13 protein-coding genes and 1 tRNA gene are annotated in these 16370 nt (G+C 71.3%); 6 read left to right on the top strand and 8 right to left on the bottom strand.

The genetic code is table 11. The features are described from left to right. Positions 1-64 precede the first annotated feature (64 nt). Positions 65-1099, top strand: coding sequence for a sugar phosphate isomerase/epimerase family protein (locus ABT296_RS08720; RefSeq protein WP_351924736.1), 1035 nt, complete (start codon positions 65-67; stop codon positions 1097-1099). 146 nt (positions 1100-1245) lie between these two features. Here the strand turns inward: ABT296_RS08720 and ABT296_RS08715 are convergent, their stop codons facing one another. The 4 genes from ABT296_RS08715 to ABT296_RS08700 form a co-directional block, all read right to left on the bottom strand. Further along, the gene (locus tag ABT296_RS08715; protein ID WP_351924734.1) at positions 1246-2631 is read right to left on the bottom strand and encodes an OFA family MFS transporter; all 1386 of its coding nucleotides are present in this window, start codon (positions 2629-2631) and stop codon (positions 1246-1248) included. Positions 2632-2753: 122 nt separating this feature from the next. Continuing rightward, a complete protein-coding gene (locus ABT296_RS08710; RefSeq protein WP_351924732.1) occupies positions 2754-4898 on the bottom strand; it encodes an acetate--CoA ligase family protein in 2145 nt (714 codons plus the stop codon). 4 nt (positions 4899-4902) lie between these two features. Next, positions 4903-6144 (bottom strand): formyl-CoA transferase, encoded by a 1242-nt coding sequence (frc, locus tag ABT296_RS08705; RefSeq protein WP_351924730.1) that lies wholly within the window; start codon positions 6142-6144, stop codon positions 4903-4905. A 10-nt stretch (positions 6145-6154) separates the two neighbouring features. Beyond that, on the bottom strand, positions 6155-7837 hold the full coding sequence (locus tag ABT296_RS08700; RefSeq protein ID WP_351924728.1) for a thiamine pyrophosphate-binding protein: 1683 nt from the start codon (positions 7835-7837) through the stop codon (positions 6155-6157). Between the two features lie 145 nt (positions 7838-7982). Here ABT296_RS08700 and sucC point away from each other — a divergent pair, with 145 nt between their 5' ends. The 4 genes from sucC (at position 7983) to ABT296_RS08680 (ending at position 12017) form a co-directional block, all read left to right on the top strand. Beyond that, a complete protein-coding gene (sucC, locus tag ABT296_RS08695) occupies positions 7983-9113 on the top strand; it encodes an ADP-forming succinate--CoA ligase subunit beta (protein ID WP_351924727.1) in 1131 nt (376 codons plus the stop codon). A 13-nt stretch (positions 9114-9126) separates the two neighbouring features. Further along, the gene (gene sucD / locus ABT296_RS08690) at positions 9127-10044 is read left to right on the top strand and encodes a succinate--CoA ligase subunit alpha (RefSeq protein WP_351924726.1); all 918 of its coding nucleotides are present in this window, start codon (positions 9127-9129) and stop codon (positions 10042-10044) included. 47 nt (positions 10045-10091) lie between these two features. Next, positions 10092-11633, top strand: coding sequence for an aldehyde dehydrogenase family protein (locus ABT296_RS08685; protein ID WP_351924724.1), 1542 nt, complete (start codon positions 10092-10094; stop codon positions 11631-11633). A 296-nt stretch (positions 11634-11929) separates the two neighbouring features. Continuing rightward, a tRNA-Leu gene (locus tag ABT296_RS08680) sits at positions 11930-12017 on the top strand. Positions 12018-12099: 82 nt separating this feature from the next. Here ABT296_RS08680 and ABT296_RS08675 read toward each other — a convergent pair. From ABT296_RS08675 to ABT296_RS08660, 4 genes are all read right to left on the bottom strand, one after another. After that, the gene (locus ABT296_RS08675; protein ID WP_351924722.1) at positions 12100-13350 is read right to left on the bottom strand and encodes a glycosyltransferase family 39 protein; all 1251 of its coding nucleotides are present in this window, start codon (positions 13348-13350) and stop codon (positions 12100-12102) included. Next, a complete protein-coding gene (locus tag ABT296_RS08670; protein ID WP_351924720.1) occupies positions 13347-14546 on the bottom strand; it encodes a bifunctional glycosyltransferase family 2/GtrA family protein in 1200 nt (399 codons plus the stop codon). The genes ABT296_RS08675 and ABT296_RS08670 overlap by 4 nt, the downstream gene beginning before the upstream one ends. A gap of 87 nt (positions 14547-14633) precedes the next feature. After that, complete coding sequence (locus tag ABT296_RS08665) at positions 14634-15149, bottom strand: hypothetical protein (protein WP_351924718.1); 516 nt, start codon at positions 15147-15149, stop codon at positions 14634-14636. Positions 15150-15159: 10 nt separating this feature from the next. Beyond that, positions 15160-15669: a SigE family RNA polymerase sigma factor gene (locus ABT296_RS08660; protein ID WP_351924716.1), complete on the bottom strand. Its 510-nt coding sequence runs from the start codon at positions 15667-15669 to the stop codon at positions 15160-15162. Positions 15670-15829: 160 nt separating this feature from the next. Here ABT296_RS08660 and ABT296_RS08655 point away from each other — a divergent pair, with 160 nt between their 5' ends. Then, on the top strand, positions 15830-16366 hold the full coding sequence (locus ABT296_RS08655) for a GNAT family N-acetyltransferase (RefSeq protein ID WP_351924714.1): 537 nt from the start codon (positions 15830-15832) through the stop codon (positions 16364-16366). Positions 16367-16370: the final 4 nt, after the last annotated feature.

Genomic DNA, 16370 nt, shown 5'->3' with positions numbered 1-16370 from the left:
TGCGACCGGTTCCCAGTGAAGCACTCACCACCGACAACGCCCCGTGACCAGGAGGAGTTCCCGCATGAGCCGCAATTCCCAGACCGACCCCGAACTCAGCCACCGACTCAGCAGACGCGGCATGCTCGGCGTCGCCGCCGGCGCCACCGCCGCCGCCCTGCTGGGCGGCACCGCCACCCCCGCCGCGGCCGCCCCGGCCGCCGCTCCCGCGGGCCGGGGCCGCCCCGTCCTGCCGCCCGGCCGACTCGGCATCCAGCTCTACAGCCTCCGTGACAAGGTCTCCACCCTCGGCTTCGCGCCCGTCTTCGCCGAACTGGAGAAGTACGGCTACGACGAGGTCGAGTTCGCCGGCTACACCCAGGGCTCGGCGGGCCCCATCACCCTCGCCCAGCTCAAGCGGCTGGCCCGCAACCACGGCCTGAACCCCATCGGCAGCCACGTCGGCTACTACTCCGACGACCCCGCCGCCTACACCTTCGCCACCAACCTCACCAAGGTCCTCGACGACGCCCAGGCCCTCGGCCTCAAGCACATCGGCACCGCCTCCGGACCCTTCCGCTACGGCTCGACCGTCGACGCCTGGAAGCGTGCCGCCGCCGACTTCAACACCTACGGCGCGGCGGCCCGGGCCCGCGGCATGAAGTTCTACCAGCACAACCATTCCGAGGAGTTCTCCTTCGCCACCGACAACCCCAAGGTCCGCCTCTACGACGTGCTGCTCGCCGAGACCGACCCCGACCTCGTCTTCCTGGAGATGGACATCTACTGGGCGTACTCGGGCCAGTTCCGCTTCTCCAAGCGGCCCGACGGCACGCCCGCGCCCTTCGACCCGCTGAACTACGTCCTGCGCCAGCCGCACCGCTATCCGCTCTTCCATGTCAAGGACGGTGTCAGCGACCCGGGGAACCAGTACGGCTACCGCATGGTGGACGTCGGCGACGGCGACATCGACTACCAGCGGTTCATCTCCGGAGTGACCCGGCTGCGGGGCGAGCGGCTCGCCCACCACTGGCAGGCCGAGCACGACAACCCGGCCGAGTCCTTCACCTTCGCCCGCCGCTCCAGCGAGCACCTGCACTCGCTGCGCGAGAAGTGCTGACGGCGGCCCACATCGAACAGGCACCTCCACAGCGAACAGGCGCCCCCACGCCAACCGAGTAGGCCCCAGGCACGAGGAGGCCCTCCCCACCCCGGGGAGGGCCTCCTCGCCGTGTCCGGTCACTCAGCCCGCCGGCCGTCCCCGTCTCATGCCGTCTCCTCGCCCAGCGGCTGCGGATTGGGCACGATGCGCTTGTCCTTGTCGCGTCCCGGTGGGGTGAGGAACAGCGCCATGCAGCCGGCGAACAGGGAGATGGAGCCGGCCAGGATGAAGGCACCGGAGTGCCCCCAGGCGCTGACGACCACGGCACCCATGCCCGCGCCCAGCCCGGAGACGAGCTTGGCGCTGTAGACCATGCCGTAGTTGGACGCGTTGTTGTTCTCACCGAAGTAGTCGGCGGTGAGCGCGGCGAACATCGGGAAGATCGCGCCGCCGCCGAAACCGGATATCGAGGAGAAGACCAGGAACAGCGGCAGGTTCTTGGCCTCGGCCGACCACAGGATGCCGTACTGGGACAGGCCCAGGATGACGCAGACGACCAGCAGACAGCGCTTTCGGCCGTACAGGTCGGAGAGCCAGCCGATGACGCCGCGGCCGGTGCCGTTGACGATCGCCTTCAGCGACATGGCCGTCGCCACGATGCCGCCGGCGAACCCCGCCTCCTCGCCGATGTCCACCTGGAAGGCGATACCGAAGATGTTCACGCCCGAGGTGCAGGCCAGACAGAACCACATCAGGGCGACCCGGCCGGTGCCCCACGCCTCCTTGGGGGTGTACTGGCGGACCGCGGGCGGGTTCATGCGCATCGAGCGGGCCGCGCGCGGGTCCTTGGGCGGGTTGAGCGGGTCGATCGCGGAGGGCCACCAGTTCTTCGGCGGATCCTTGAAGAAGAAGCCGGCGCACCCGACCATCGAGGCCAGCAGCACACCCACCGAGACCAGCACCCAGCGGAAGTTCGTCAGATCCATGTAGCCGTTGAAGAGGAACACGAAGGGCACCGAACCGTAGGCGAAACCGCCGTTGACGAAGCCGGTCTTGCCGCCCTTGCGCTCCGGGTACCACTTGCCGACCATGTTGACGCAGGTGGCGTACACCATGCCCGCGCCCGTGCCGCTGAAGACACTGAAGCCGACGTAGGCGACGACGACATGCGGCGCGAACGCCAGCGACAGATAGCCCAGCAGGGTGCCCGCCGCGCCGAACATCATCGCCCAGCGGGCCGGAAGCCTGCCGCTCTCACGCAGCTTTCCCGCGGGGAAGGCCACCGCGGCCTGGAAGAAGACCCAGACGGTCATCATCCAGAAGATGTGCATGCTGTTCCAGTGGTGCGCGGTGTGCAGGGTGTCCTCGGCGGACGCGAACGCGTATTCGGCGGAGGAGATGCCCATCATGCCGATCCACGGAAGGATCACCATCCACTTGCGCTTGCGCCCCATGATGTCGATGTCGGACTCGCCCACGCGGTAGACGCGTCCGTTCTTGTCGGTCACCTCGCGGTGGACGGCGACCTGTGGAACGTCGGTGGTTGTCACGGCTCGTTGCACCCCTTGCGTCGAAAGATCTGGCCAGCGCCCCCTGTCCGTTGCCTTTCGTGCGCGCACGGGTCCTGGGTCCGGCCGACGCGCACCGTCGGCCGGACCCGAACTCCCTCACGTCATGAACCGCCCCCCAACAGTCCCGCCGCACGCGCCCAGCGGTACTTCGCGCCGAGCACGGCCACCGGCTGCTCGGTGGTGTACGGATAGGCCACGACCCCCCGCTCGTACAGGTACTGGCAGGCCGCCTCCACCTCGACGTCACCCGCGAGCGAGGCCACCACCGGCTTGGTGATGCCGCGCTCGCGGAACTTGGCCACCACGCGCGCGGTGAGTTCGGCGAAGACCATCGGGGGAGTGACGATGGTGTGCCAGTAGCCGAGGACCAGCGCGTGGATCCGCGGATCCTCCAGACCCAGCCGGATCGTCGCCTCGTACGTCGAGGGCGGCTCACCCCCGGTGATGTCGACCGGGTTGCCCGCGGCCCCGAACGGCGGGATGAACGCCCGGAACGAGGCGTCCAGGTCGGGCGGGATGTCCATCAGGGTCAGGCCGTTGTCGGTGACCGCGTCGGACAGCAGCACCCCGCTGCCGCCGGCCCCGGTGATGATCACCACGTTGTCGCCCCGAGGTGCGGGCAGCACCGGCAACGCGCGCGCGTACTCCAGCATGTCGGCCAGTCCGGGCGCCCGGATGACGCCCGCCTGCCGCAGGATGTCGTCGTACACGGCGTCGTCGCCCGCGAGCGCCCCGGTGTGCGAGCCGGCCGCCCTGGCTCCGGCGGCGGTCCGGCCGGCCTTGAGCACCACGACAGGCTTCTTCGGTACGGTCGCCCGGGCGGCCTCGACGAAGGCCCGTCCGTCCTTGAGGTCCTCCAGGTGCATGGCGATGCACTCGGTGTGCGGGTCCTCCCCGAACCAGGTCAGCAGGTCGTCCTCGTCCAGGTCCGACTTGTTGCCCAGGCCCACGATCGCCGACACGCCGGTCTTCGTGGTGCGGGCGAAGCCCAGGACGGCCATGCCGATGCCCCCGGACTGCGAGGTCAGCGCCACCCCGCCCTTGACGTCGTACGGCGTGCAGAACGTGGCGCACAGGTCCTGCCACGTCGAGTAGTAGCCGTAGATGTTCGGCCCGAGCAGCCGGACGCCGTGCCGTTCGGCGATCGCCACGATCTCGGCCTGGAGCGCGTGCTCCCCGGTCTCCGCGAACCCCGACGGGATCAGCACGGCGTTGGGGATCCTCTTGCGTCCCACCTCCTCCAGGGCCGCGGCCACGAACTTGGCGGGGATCGCGAAGACCGCCACATCCACCTCACCGGGAACGTCCGCGATACTCCTGTACGCCTTGCGGCCCAGGATGTCGTCGGCCTTGGGATTCACCGGGTGGATCTCTCCGGCGAAGCCGCCGTCGACGAGGTTGCGCATCACCGAATTGCCGATCTTGCCCTGCTCGTTGGAGGCGCCGATCACGGCGACCGAGGAGGGCTGCATCAGCCGGCGCATCGAGGTGAGGATCTCCTCGCGCGTGTACCGGCGGCGCGGGGCGGGCTGTTCCCCGGCGAGGATGACCCGGATGTCGGCGGCCGTCGCGCCCTCGGGGGTGGCGATCACCGGGTTGAGATCCACCTCGGCGATCTCGGGGAAGTCCGTGACGAGCCGGGAGACCCGGCGGATCTGCTCGGCCACCGCCCACCGGTCCACGGCCGCCCGTCCGCGCACCCCGCGCAGGATCTCCGCCGCCCGGATCGAGTCCAGCATCGACAGGGCCTCGTCCGCGTCCACCGGCGCGAGCCGGAACGTGACGTCCTTGAGGACCTCCACCAGCACCCCGCCGAGCCCGAAGGCGACGACCTTCCCGAACGTCGGATCCGTCACCGCGCCCACGATGACCTCCTGCCCCTGGGGGAGGAGTTCCTGGACCTGGACGCCCTCGATCCGGGCGGACGCGTCGTGGGCGCGCGCGTTGTCGACGATCCGATGGAACGCGGCGCGCACCTCGGACGCGCCCTCGACACCCACGACCACGCCTCCGGCATCGGTCTTGTGCAGGATGTCCGGCGAGACGATCTTCATCACCACGGGCCCCGCGAAGCGCGCCGCGTACGCCACCGCCTCCTCGACGTCGGTGGCGAGTTCCTCCCCGGGTACGGCGATCCCGTAGGCGTCCGCGATCACCTTGCCCTCGGGCGCGGTGAGCGCGGTGCGCCCCTCGGCCCGCACGGAGTCGAGTAGTTCGCGCACCCTCAGGACCCGGTCCTCGGCCATCACGTCAGATCACCCCGTTCGACTTGAGCAGGCGCAGTTCCTGGTCTCCGAGGCCGAGCTCGCCGATGAAGACCTCTTCGTTGTGCTCGCCGAGCAGGGGCGAACTCGTCACGTCGACGGGGGAGTCGGAGAGCTTCAGCGGGCTGCCGACGGTAACGAACTCGCCCCGCTCGGGGTGCGGCACGGTGACGACCATCTCGTTGTCGACCAGCGAGGAGTCCTCGATGATCTCCTTCGTCGACAGGATCGGGCCGCACGGGATGTTGTGCGCGTTGAGCCTCTCCAGCACCTCCCACTTGGGCAGGGTGGAGGACCACTCCTCGATCAGCTGGAACATCTTGTTCAGCTGGGGCAGCCGGGACTCCGGCGTCGCCCACTCGGGGTCGTCGGCGAGTTCGGGCCGGCCGATCAGCTCGCTGAGCGGCTTCCAGCCGACGGGCTGCACGATGACGTACACGTAGTCGTTCGGGCCGCCCGGCGCGCACTTGACGGCCCAGCCGGGCTGGCCGCCGCCGGAGGCGTTTCCGGACCGGGGAACCTCCGTGCCGAAGTCGTCGTTGGGATATTCGGCGAGTGGGCCATGGGCCAGGCGCTGCTGGTCGCGCAACTTCACCCGGCAGAGGTTGAGCACCGCGTGCTGCATGGCCACGTTCACCCGCTGGCCGCGCCCGGTGCTCTCCCGCTGGAAGAGCGCGGCGAGAATCCCCGCCACCGCGTGGACGCCCGTGCCCGAGTCCCCGATCTGGGCCCCCGTCGCCAGCGGCGGCCCGTCCTCGAAGCCGGTGGTCGACATCGAACCGCCCATGGCCTGCGCGACGACCTCGTACGCCTTGAAGTTGGTGTACGGGCCCTCGCCGAAACCCTTGATGGAGGCATAGACGATCCGTGGATTGATCTCCTGGATGCGGTCCCAGGTGAAGCCCATCCGGTCGACCGCGCCCGGGCCGAAGTTCTCGACCATGACGTCGGAGCGCCGGATCAGCTCGGTGAGGAGTTCCTTGCCGCGCTCGGTCTTGGTGTTGAGGGTGATGCTGCGCTTGTTGCAGTTGAGCATCGTGAAGTAGAGCGAGTCGACGTCCGGGAGGTCACGCAGTTGCCTGCGCGTGATGTCCCCGCTCGGCGCCTCCAGCTTCACGACGTCCGCGCCGAGCCAGGCGAGCAGCTGGGTCGCGGAGGGACCGGACTGGACGTGCGTCATGTCCAGGACGCGGATGCCGTCGAGGGCCTTGCTCGGCGTTCCAGTCATGGCAGCCACCTCACTTGTACATCGTCTGGTTCATGGTTCCGGGGGCGTACGCGTCCGGGTCGACCCAGACGTTGATCAGCGAGGGCTTGCCGGACTCGCGGGCGCGCCGGAGCGCGGGCCCGATGTCGGCGGGGTCGCGGACCTCCTCGCCGTAACCGCCGAGCATCTGGGCGAACCTGTCGTAGTGGACGTCGCCGAGGGTGTTGCCGACGCGTTCGCGTGCCTCGCCGTACTTGGCCTTCTGGCCGTAACGGATCTGGTTCATGGAGGAGTTGTTGCCGACGATGCCGACGAAGGGGAGGTCGTAGCGGACCAGGGTCTCGAAGTCCCAGCCGGTGAGGGAGAAGGCGCCGTCGCCGAAGAGGGCCACGACCTCCTTGTCCGGGCGGGCCTGCTTGGCCGCGAGGACGAAGGGGATGCCGACGCCGAGGGTGCCGAGCGGGCCCGGGTCCATCCAGTGGCCGGGCGACTTGGGCTGGACGACCTGGCCGGAGAAGGTGACGATGTCGCCGCCGTCGCCGATGTAGACGGAGTCCTCGGTGAGGAACTCGTTGATCTCGCTGACCAGCCGGTAGGGGTGGATGGGTGAGGCGTTGGAGCGCAGGTGCGGCAGCCGCTTGTCGATCGCGGTCCGCTCGGCCGCGCGCAGTTCGTCGAGCCACTCCTTGCGCCTGGACGCCCCGCCGTTCAGACGCCCGGAGGCGGCCTCGGTGACCGCCTTGAGCACCAGGCCGGCGTCGCCGACGATGCCGAGGTCGATGTCGCGGTTCTTGCCGACGGTCCGGTAGTCCAGGTCGATCTGGACCACGGTCGCGTCCGGCGACAGCCGTTTGCCGTAGCCCATGCGGAAGTCGAAGGGCGTGCCGACGATGACGATGACGTCGGCTCCGGAGAAGGCGTAGCGGCGCGACAGCTGGAAGTGGTGCGGGTCGCCGGGCGGCAGGGTGCCGCGTCCGGCGCCGTTCATGTACGCGGGGATGTTGAGGGTGCGGACCAGTTCGACGGCGGCCTCGGTGCCGCGGGTCGTCCATACCTGGCTACCCAGCAGGATGGCGGGCTTCTCGGCGTGCACGAGGAGGTCGGCGAGCTTCTCGACCGCCTCGGGGTCGCCGGCCGAGCGGGTGGAGGCCCGGTAGCCGCCGGGGCGGGGCACGCGGGCCTTGGCGGCGGGCACCTTGGCGTCGAGGACGTCCCGCGGGATCTCCAGGAAGGAGGGTCCGGGCGCGCCGTGGTAGCACTCGCGGAACGCCATGGAGACCATGTCCGCCGCGCGTGCCGTGTCGGGCACGGCCGCGGCGAACTTGGTGATGGGCGTCATCATGTCGACGTGCGGGAGGTCCTGGAGGGAACCCATCTTGTGCTGGGTGAGGGCTCCTTGGCCGCCGATGAGCAGCATGGGGGACTCGGCGCGGAAGGCGTTGGCGACGCCGGTGACCGCGTCGGTGGTGCCGGGGCCTGCGGTGACGACGGCGCAGCCGGGCCTGCCGGTGATGCGGGCGTAGCCGTCGGCGGCGTGCGCGGCGACCTGCTCGTGGCGTACGTCGACGACCTCGATGCCCTCGTCGACGCAGCCGTCGTAGATGTCGATGATGTGGCCGCCGCAGAGGGTGTAGATGCGGTCGACCCCCTCGGCCTTCAGGGCCTTGGCTACGAGATGACCACCGGAAATGACGTCCTGGGTGTCGTCGGGCATGGCGAAGTCCTGTCCCTTCGTAGGGGGTGGGAACGGCTCTCGCGGTACATTGCATACAGTCGACGAATACTGTATGAAGCTTGTTATCCCGCATCCGATGGGTGGTGTCCAGGGGGCGTGCGGCACATTCGAGTCAGGAGCCGGAATGGACCTGTACGAGCACCAGGCGAGGGAACTCTTCGCGGAACACGGCATCTTGGTGCCGAGGGCCGAGGTCACGGACAGCGCCAAGGAGGCCCGCGGGATCGCCCGCAGGCTCGGCGGCCGGGTCGTCGTCAAGGCCCAGGTGAAGACGGGCGGACGCGGCAAGGCGGGCGGGGTGAAACTCGCCGCCGACCCGGCCGCCGCCGAACTGACGGCCCGCCAGATCTTGGGCATGGACATCAAGGGCCACCGGGTCGGCGAGGTCATGCTGGCCCAACCCGTGGACATCGAGACCGAGTTCTACGTCTCCTACGTCCTCGACCGCGCGGCCGGACGCTTCCTCGCCATCGCCTCCGCCGAAGGGGGCACGGAGATCGAGGAGGTCGCCGCGAGCCGGCCCGAGGCGGTGGCCCGCATCCACATCGACCCCGCCGAAGGCGTCACCTCGGCGAAGGCGCACGAGATCGCCGAGGCGGCCGGACTCCCGCCGCGAACCGTCGACGCACTGGTCCGGCTGTGGGAGGTGCTGGTCCGCGAGGACGCCGTCCTCGTCGAGGTCAACCCACTGGTCCGCACCCGGCAAGGGCAGATCCTCGCCCTCGACGGCAAGGTCACCCTCGACGACAACGCCGTCTTCCGGCAGGCCCGTTGGGGAGCCGAGGCGGAGACGCACGAGGACCCGCTGGAGGCGGCCGCAGCGGCGAAGGGCCTCAACTACGTCAAGCTCGACGGCGAGGTCGGCATCATCGGCAACGGAGCCGGCCTCGTCATGTCGACGCTCGACGTGGTCGCCGGCTGCGGCGCCCGCCCCGCCAACTTCCTCGACATCGGCGGCGGCGCCTCCGCCCAGATCATGGCCGACGGACTCTCCGTGATCCTGTCCGACCCGGATGTGAAGTCCGTCCTCGTCAACGTCTTCGGCGGGATCACCGCCTGCGACGCGGTCGCCGACGGCATCGTGCGGGCCCTGGACACCGTCCGGTTGACCAAGCCGCTCGTCGTCCGCCTCGACGGCAACAACGCCGCCCGCGGCCGGGCCGTCCTCGACGCCCACGCCCATCCGCTGGTCCAGCAGGCCGCCACCATGGACGGCGCCGCCCGCCGCGCCGCCCAACTCGCCACCTCGGTCTAAGGAGACGGACACCATGGCGATCCACCTCACCAAGGAGAGCAGGGTCCTCGTCCAGGGCATGACCGGCGGCGAGGGCATGAAGCACACCCGGCGCATGCTCGCCGCCGGCACGAACGTCGTCGGCGGCGTCAACCCCCGCAAGGCGGGCCGCACCGTCGACTTCGACGTCCCCCAGTGCCACCAGGGCCTGGGAGGCACCCCCATGGCCGTCCCCGTCTTCGGCTCGGTCGCCGAGGGCATCGCTCGGACCGGCGCGGACGTGAGCGTCCTGTTCGTACCGCCCGCCTTCGCCAAGGCGGCCGTCGTCGAGGCCGCCGACGCCGGGATCGGCCTCGCGGTCGTCATCACCGAGGGCATTCCCGTGCACGACTCCGTCGCCTTCCTCGCCCACGCGAAGGCCAGGGGCACCCGGGTCGTCGGCCCCAACTGCCCCGGCCTGATCACCCCCGGCCAGTCCAACGCGGGCATCATCCCCGCCGACATCGCCAAGCCGGGCCGGATCGGCCTGGTCTCCAAGTCCGGCACCCTCACCTACCAACTCATGTACGAGCTGCGCGACATCGGCTTCTCCACCTGTGTGGGCATCGGCGGCGACCCGGTCGTCGGAACCACCCACATCGACTGCCTCGCCGCCTTCGAGGACGACCCCGACACCGAACTCGTCGTCCTCATCGGCGAGATCGGCGGCGACGCGGAGGAACGCGCGGCCGCCTACATCCGCGACCACGTCACCAAGCCCGTCGTCGGCTACATCGCCGGGTTCACCGCCCCCGAGGGCAGGACCATGGGCCACGCGGGCGCCATCGTCTCCGGCTCCTCCGGTACGGCGGCCGCGAAACGGCAGGCCCTGGAAGCGGCCGGAGTGCGGGTGGGGAGCACCCCGACCGAGACGGCGCAGCTCGTGCTCGCCCGCCTCGAAGAACAGAGGTAGGACCCGCCCGACCGCCCCCGACCGTGCACCGAGAGCGGAGCGACCCCATGGCAACCACCCTCACCCTCAAGGCGGGCACCTCCTGGGCCGACGCCTGGCAGCGCTGTCTCACCGCCGCCCCGGAGGCCTTCCGGGACGACCGCGTCCTCAACCTGTGGAACGGCACCTGGCAGGCGGACGGCCGGGCCCTGCCCGCCACCAGTCCCGTCGACGGCAGCCCCACAGCAGGCCCGCCCCGCCTTGACCGGGCCACCGCCCAGCAGGCCGTACGCGCCTCGCTCGACCAGCACCGCGCCTGGCGCCACGTCCCCCTCGACGAGCGCCGCGCCCGCGTAGCCGCCACCCTCGACGCCCTCGCCGGGCACCGCGACCTGCTCGCCCTCCTGCTGGTCTGGGAGATCGGCAAGCCCTGGCGGCTCGCCCGCGCCGACGTCGACCGGGCCGTCGACGGAGTGCGCTGGTACGTCGACGGCATCGAAGGGATGCTCGCCGGACGGGCCCCGCTCGACGGCCCGGTTTCCAACATCGCGAGCTGGAACTACCCGATGAGCGTGCTCGTTCACGCAGTACTGGTGCAGGCACTGGCAGGAAACGCGGTCATCGCCAAGACCCCGACCGACGGCGGCGTCGCCTGCCTCACCCTGGCCTCGGCGCTCGCCGCCCGCGAGGGGATACCCGTCACCCTCGTCAGCGGCAGCGGGGGCGAGCTGTCCCAGGCGCTGGTACGGGCGCCCGAGATCGGCTGCGTCTCCTTCGTCGGCGGCCGCGACACCGGCGCCGCGGTGGCCACGGCCGTCGCCGACCTCGGCAAACGACACATCCTCGAACAGGAGGGACTCAACACCTGGGGCATCTGGAACCACACCGACTGGGACGCGTTCACGGCGGTCGTCCCCAAGCTCTTCGACTACGGCAAACAGCGCTGCACGGCGTACCCGCGCTTCGTCGTCCAGCGTGAGCTGTTCGACGAGTTCCTGGCGGCCTACCTCCCCGCGGTCCGCACGCTCAGGGTCGGCCACCCGCTGGCCGTCGAGGACCCCCGCGACCCCTTCCCGGAGCTGGACTTCGGGCCGGTGATCAACGCGGCCAAGGCCAAGGAGCTCAACGACCAGGTCGCCGAGGCGATCGACCGCGGTGCCGTGCCGCTGCACCGGGGTCGGCTGTCCGAGGGGCGGTTCCTGCCCGGCCAGGACACCTCCGCCTACGTCCGGCCCGTCACCCTGCTGGGCCCGCCGCCGTCCTCACCGCTGCACCACGCGGAGCCGTTCGGCCCGGTCGACACCATCGTCCTGGTCGACACCGAGGCGGAGCTGCTGGCCGCCATGAACGCCTCCAACGGCGCCCTGGTGGCGACCCTGTCCACCGACGACCGGTCGGCCTTCGAGCGGCTCGCCCCGCAGATCCGCGCCTTCAAGGTCGGCCACGGCGTTCCGCGCTCCCGAGGCGACCGCGACGAACTGTTCGGCGGGTTCGGCGCGTCCTGGAGCGGTGCCTTCGTCGGCGGCGAGCTGCTGGTGCGCGCCGTCACCCGGGGGCCGGCGGGGGAGCGGCTGCCGGGGAACTTCCCCGACCACCACTTGATGCCGTGAGCGTCGGCACGCCGTGAGCGTCGGCACGCCGCCAACGCCCGCATGCCGTGAACGCCCGCAAGCCCTGAGCGTCCGCCCGCGTACAGCCGGTGCGCGGGCAGACCCCGGCCCCGCACCGGCATGACCTGCGACGACCACCCCGGAGTGACCCTGTCGTGACTTCAGGTGAGCGGCCGCGGCGCGGGCCCCCGGGGCCCGTTCACCCGCGGAAAAGGCGGGTGAAGGCCACTCCGAAAGCTTGGTATTGTTGTCCATGTCGCCGCGGGGAACACCCCCGGCCAGGCGGCATACACCCAGTCCGGGTGGCGGAATGGCAGACGCGCTAGCTTGAGGTGCTAGTGCCCTTTATCGGGCGTGGGGGTTCAAGTCCCCCCTCGGACACCAGCAGCACCAGCAAAGACCCCTGTACCCCAGGGGTCTTTCGCGTTCCCGGCCCCCTTCACCCCCCGGGGTCGGGGCCCGTCCCCTACGGCACCCCCAGTTCGAACAGCACATACCCCGCGTACGACCCCGAGGCCACGGCCGCGATGCCCAGGGGCCAGCACAGCATCGGGGTGCTCAGGCGCCGCAGGGCGAACGCGACGGGAAGGAAGAGGGGGAAGGCCGGGAGCAGATAGCGCGAGACGTTGGCGAAGATCTGTTGGCTGCCCAGGATCAGGGCCATGGTGAGCACCGTGTAGACGACCAGCACCGCGGGCGGGCGTTGCCGCAGGAGCAGGCCGAGCATCGTGCAGGCGAGCAGGACCGTGCCGACGCCGATGACGTCCGCGAACGGGTAGGCGAAGAGATAGTCGAAGTGGCCGACGGGGACCGAGGTGAGGACGTCCAGGGTCTGCTCGCCGTAGTCGAAGGTGTGGGCCCAGGCGCCGTCCTGGAGCTTGAAGTAGCCGCCGTAGTCGCCCATTTCGTGGCCTACCCAGGCCAGGTAGGAGATCAGGCCGAGCGGGGCCACGGCCAGCGCGAGCAGGGGGCGCCGGACGCCTTCCCGCTCCCGGTGCCGGTGCAGGGCGAGGACGGCGGCGACGCCGAGCGCCGCGATCAGGGCGCCCGCGGTGGGCCGGTTGAGGCCGGCGAGGAAGGTCAGCACCCCGGCGGTGAGCCAGTTGCGGCGGATCATCGCGTGGCAGGCCCAGGCGGCGAGGGCGACGTAGAGGGAGTCGGAGTACACCGCCCACTCCACGCCCGACCCGGGCCACACCGCCCACAGCCCGGCCGCCGCCAGCCCGGTCTGCCGCCCGCCGAGGTGCTCGGCGACCTTGAAGATCCCGAGGGCGGCGACGAAGGAGGCCACGACGGACACCAGCAGGCCGGCGCCGTAGGAGCCGAGGCCGGTGACCTCGGAGACCAGGCGCATCAGCGCCGGGTAGAGGGGGAAGAACGCCGCCGAGTTGCCTTCCAGGGTGATCAGTCCGGTGGCTCCGGGCACCGGGACGAGCGCGGGGTCGTAGCCGTGCTCGGCGATCTGCCGGTACCACCAGCCGTCCCAGGTGGCGAGCACGTCCCAGGGGTGGGCGCCGCCGCCGAAGCGGGGGTTCTTGTCGCGGAAGTCACCCGCGGAGTGCAGCAGCAGGAGGAAGACGGTGAAGCCGGTCAGCTTCAGGGCGCCGTAGAGGGCGAGGACCGGGCCGTAGCGCTCGGCGGCGCGGCGCAGCCGGGGGCGTTCGGGCCGCGGTTCCTCGGGGAGGCGGGCGTTCCAGGTGGTGACGGTGGCGTTCATCGGGCGGCCCCCGTCCCGAACACCCAGGCGCGCAGCAGCAGGAAGCGCAGCAGGGTCGCGGTGAGGTTGGCGGCGACGAGCACGGTCAGCTCCGTCGCCGCCGAGGCGTCCGGCGCGGCGGCGTGCAGGGCGGCGAGCGCCCCGGCGGTCAGCGTCAGCCCGAGGACGAAGACCAGCAGACCGCGGGTCTGGTGCCGCAGCGCCCCGTCCCGGCCGCGCACACCGAAGGTGAACCGTCGGTTCGCGGCCGTGTTGGCCATCGCGCACACCAGGAGCGCCAGCGCGTTCGCGGCCTGCGCGCCGGTCGCCTGCCGCAGCGCCGTGTACAGCAGCAGGTGGGCCACCGTGCTGACCGCGCCGACCAGTCCGAACCGCAGAAGCTGGCGGAGCGGCCCGTTCCGTGTCGCGTCCGACGGCAGGGCGCCGCGCACCTGGGACCGGCCGATCCTGGCGATCCCGCGCAGATCGGCCAGGACGGTGGCGGCCACGTCGACCCGGCTGTCCGGGTCGTCCACCCAGTCGACCGGCACCTCGTGGATGCGCAGTCCGGCCCGCTCGGCGAGCACCAGCAACTCGGTGTCGAAGAACCACTCCTCGTCCCGCACCAACGGCATCAACCGCTCGGCGACTTCGCGCCGCACCGCCTTGAACCCGCACTGCGCGTCGGAGAAGCCGACGGCCAGCGTCGAGCGCAGCAGGGTGTTGTAGCCGCGTGAGAGGAACTCCCGCTTCGGCCCGCGCACCACCCGGGAGCCGGGCGCCAGCCGGGTCCCGATCGCGAGGTCGGAGTGCCCGGAGATCAGGGGCGCGACCAGGGGCAGCAGCGCGGCCAGCTCGGTCGACAGATCGACATCGACGTACGCCAGCACCGGCGCCGGCGACTGCGACCAGGCCGCCCGCAGGGCGCGGCCCCGGCCCTTCTCCTCCAGTCGGAGCCAGCTCGCCTCGGGCAGTTCGCGGGCCAGCCGGGCGGCGATGCGCGGGGTGGCGTCCGTGCTGGCGTTGTCGGCGACGGTGATGCGGAAGGGATAGGGGAAGCCGGCGGTGAGGTGGGCGTGCAGGCGGCGGACGCTGCGCTCCAGGTCGGCCTCCTCGTTGAAGACCGGGACGACGAGGTCGAGGACGGGGTCGCGCGGGTTCACGGATATGGGCTGCCGGGCCGGCGCGTGCTCCCGCCGCGTCCGTGGTTCGGTCACTGGTCGTCCTTGTCTGTGCGCCGCCGGACACGCCGAGGGCGGCCGACGTGTCTCGCCTCGCCGGGTGCGGGTCACGGGGAGGTGCGGTCAGGGGGTCGAGGACGGCGGCGGGGGTTCCGACGACGTCTCGGTGGCGGTGTGCGAGGGCGGCGGCGACGCCGTCCCGGTGGCGGTCCTCGTCGCGGCCGCCGTGGTCGAGTCCGGTGTCGGGTCCGGTGTCGACGTGGGGTCGGACGCCGTGGCCGTGTTCGACTCGGGTGCGGATTCCGAGTACGACGCCGGTGGTGAGGTGGACACGGGGGCGTCCGTGGCCGACGGTGGCGCCGAGGTCGGTGTGGGCAGCGGGCCCGAGGTCGTAGGGCTGACCGTGGGAGCGGGGGCGGGGGAGCTGGGCTCGACCCGCTGGGAGCCGTCCGGCCGGAGCAGCAGGGCCAGGGCGAGCGCGGCCACCGCCAGCACCGATCCGGCGGCGTTGCGGGCCGCGCGCAGCCGGCGCCTGATCCGTACCGCCTCCTGGAGGCGCTCGCGCTGCCCGGCGTCGTAGGGGCTGTGCTCGTGGGAGGAGCGCATCAGCTGGCCGAGGCGCTGTTCGAAGTGGTCCATGGCTCCTCCTTCACCCCACCGGTTCGATCACGTCGGCCAGGAGCTCCCGCAGTCGGGCGACCCCGCGGGAGGCGTGCGAGCGGGCCGTGCCCACCGGGCACCCGAGCACCTCCGCGACCTGCCGGTCGGGCAGGTCCTGGTAGTAGCGCAGCACCACGGCGGCCCGCTGCTTCGGCGACAGCAGGGCCAGCGCGGCCTCAAGACGGGAGCGTTCGGCGACCGCGGCGGAGACATCGCCCGGCCACGCCACCTCCGGCACCTGCTCCACGGGCCGTTCGCCCCACCAGCGCCGTCGTGCGGAGCGGGCGGCGGCCCGCGCCATGATCTGCCGGACGTACGCCTCCGGTGCCTCGTCGGCGACCTTCCCCCACACGAACCAGAGCTTGACCAGGGACTCCTGGAGCAGGTCCTCCGCCCGGTGCCGGTCGCCACCGGTCAGCAGGCGGGCGAGATGGAGCAGCCCCGACCACCGGGCGGCCACGAAGCCGTCGAACTCCCCCTCCTCAGCCCGCCGCTCCACCTGACCCCCGTTTGCGTCGCCGGTCCCCTACACCTGTGAGAAGGCCCTGGCACCCCTGTGACGCTGCACTTCGAACGCGTGATCTGGGCCACACGACCCCACCGTGAGGGTGGAGAGGGGTGGTGATCATCCGTTCAACCTTCTTGCATATGATGCGCAAGTGCAGAGATACGACATCAGGGTGGCCGGGCCCGACGACATCGGTGGGGCGCGGGCCGTCATGCTCGACACCGTCTACCGGGACTTCGGCTCGGGATACGTGCCCCGCTGGCACCAGGACATCGTCGACCCGACGGCCGCCTATCTGATCCCGGACCGGCACACCCTCCTCGTCGCGCTCGACCAGGGCAGCGGCGAGGTCGTGGCCACCGCGGCCCTCGACTCGCGCGGCCCCGCCCACCCGCCGAACCCCCTCGCCGTCGCCGAGCGGTTCCCCTCGGGACGGACCGCCCAGCTCCGGCGCGTCTACGTGCGCCCCGAACACCGGCGGCGCGGGCTCGCCCGCCGCCTGGTGGAGCGACTCCTCGACTTCGCCGCCGCCGACGGCGGTTACCGGACCGTGTATCTGCACACCGATCCCACCGTGCCGGGCGCCGAGGCGTTCTGGCGGTCCCTCGGGAAGGTCGCGCACGACGAGCGCGAGGACCCCGGGGGTGGCCAGGGGATCATCCACTTCGAGCTGGAAACAGGGCGGTAGAACG

The organism is Streptomyces sp. NPDC000983 (assembly GCF_040299205.1).
Taxonomy (GTDB): Bacteria; Actinomycetota; Actinomycetes; order Streptomycetales; family Streptomycetaceae; genus Streptomyces.
This window is presented reverse-complemented; position numbering and strand designations above follow the sequence as displayed.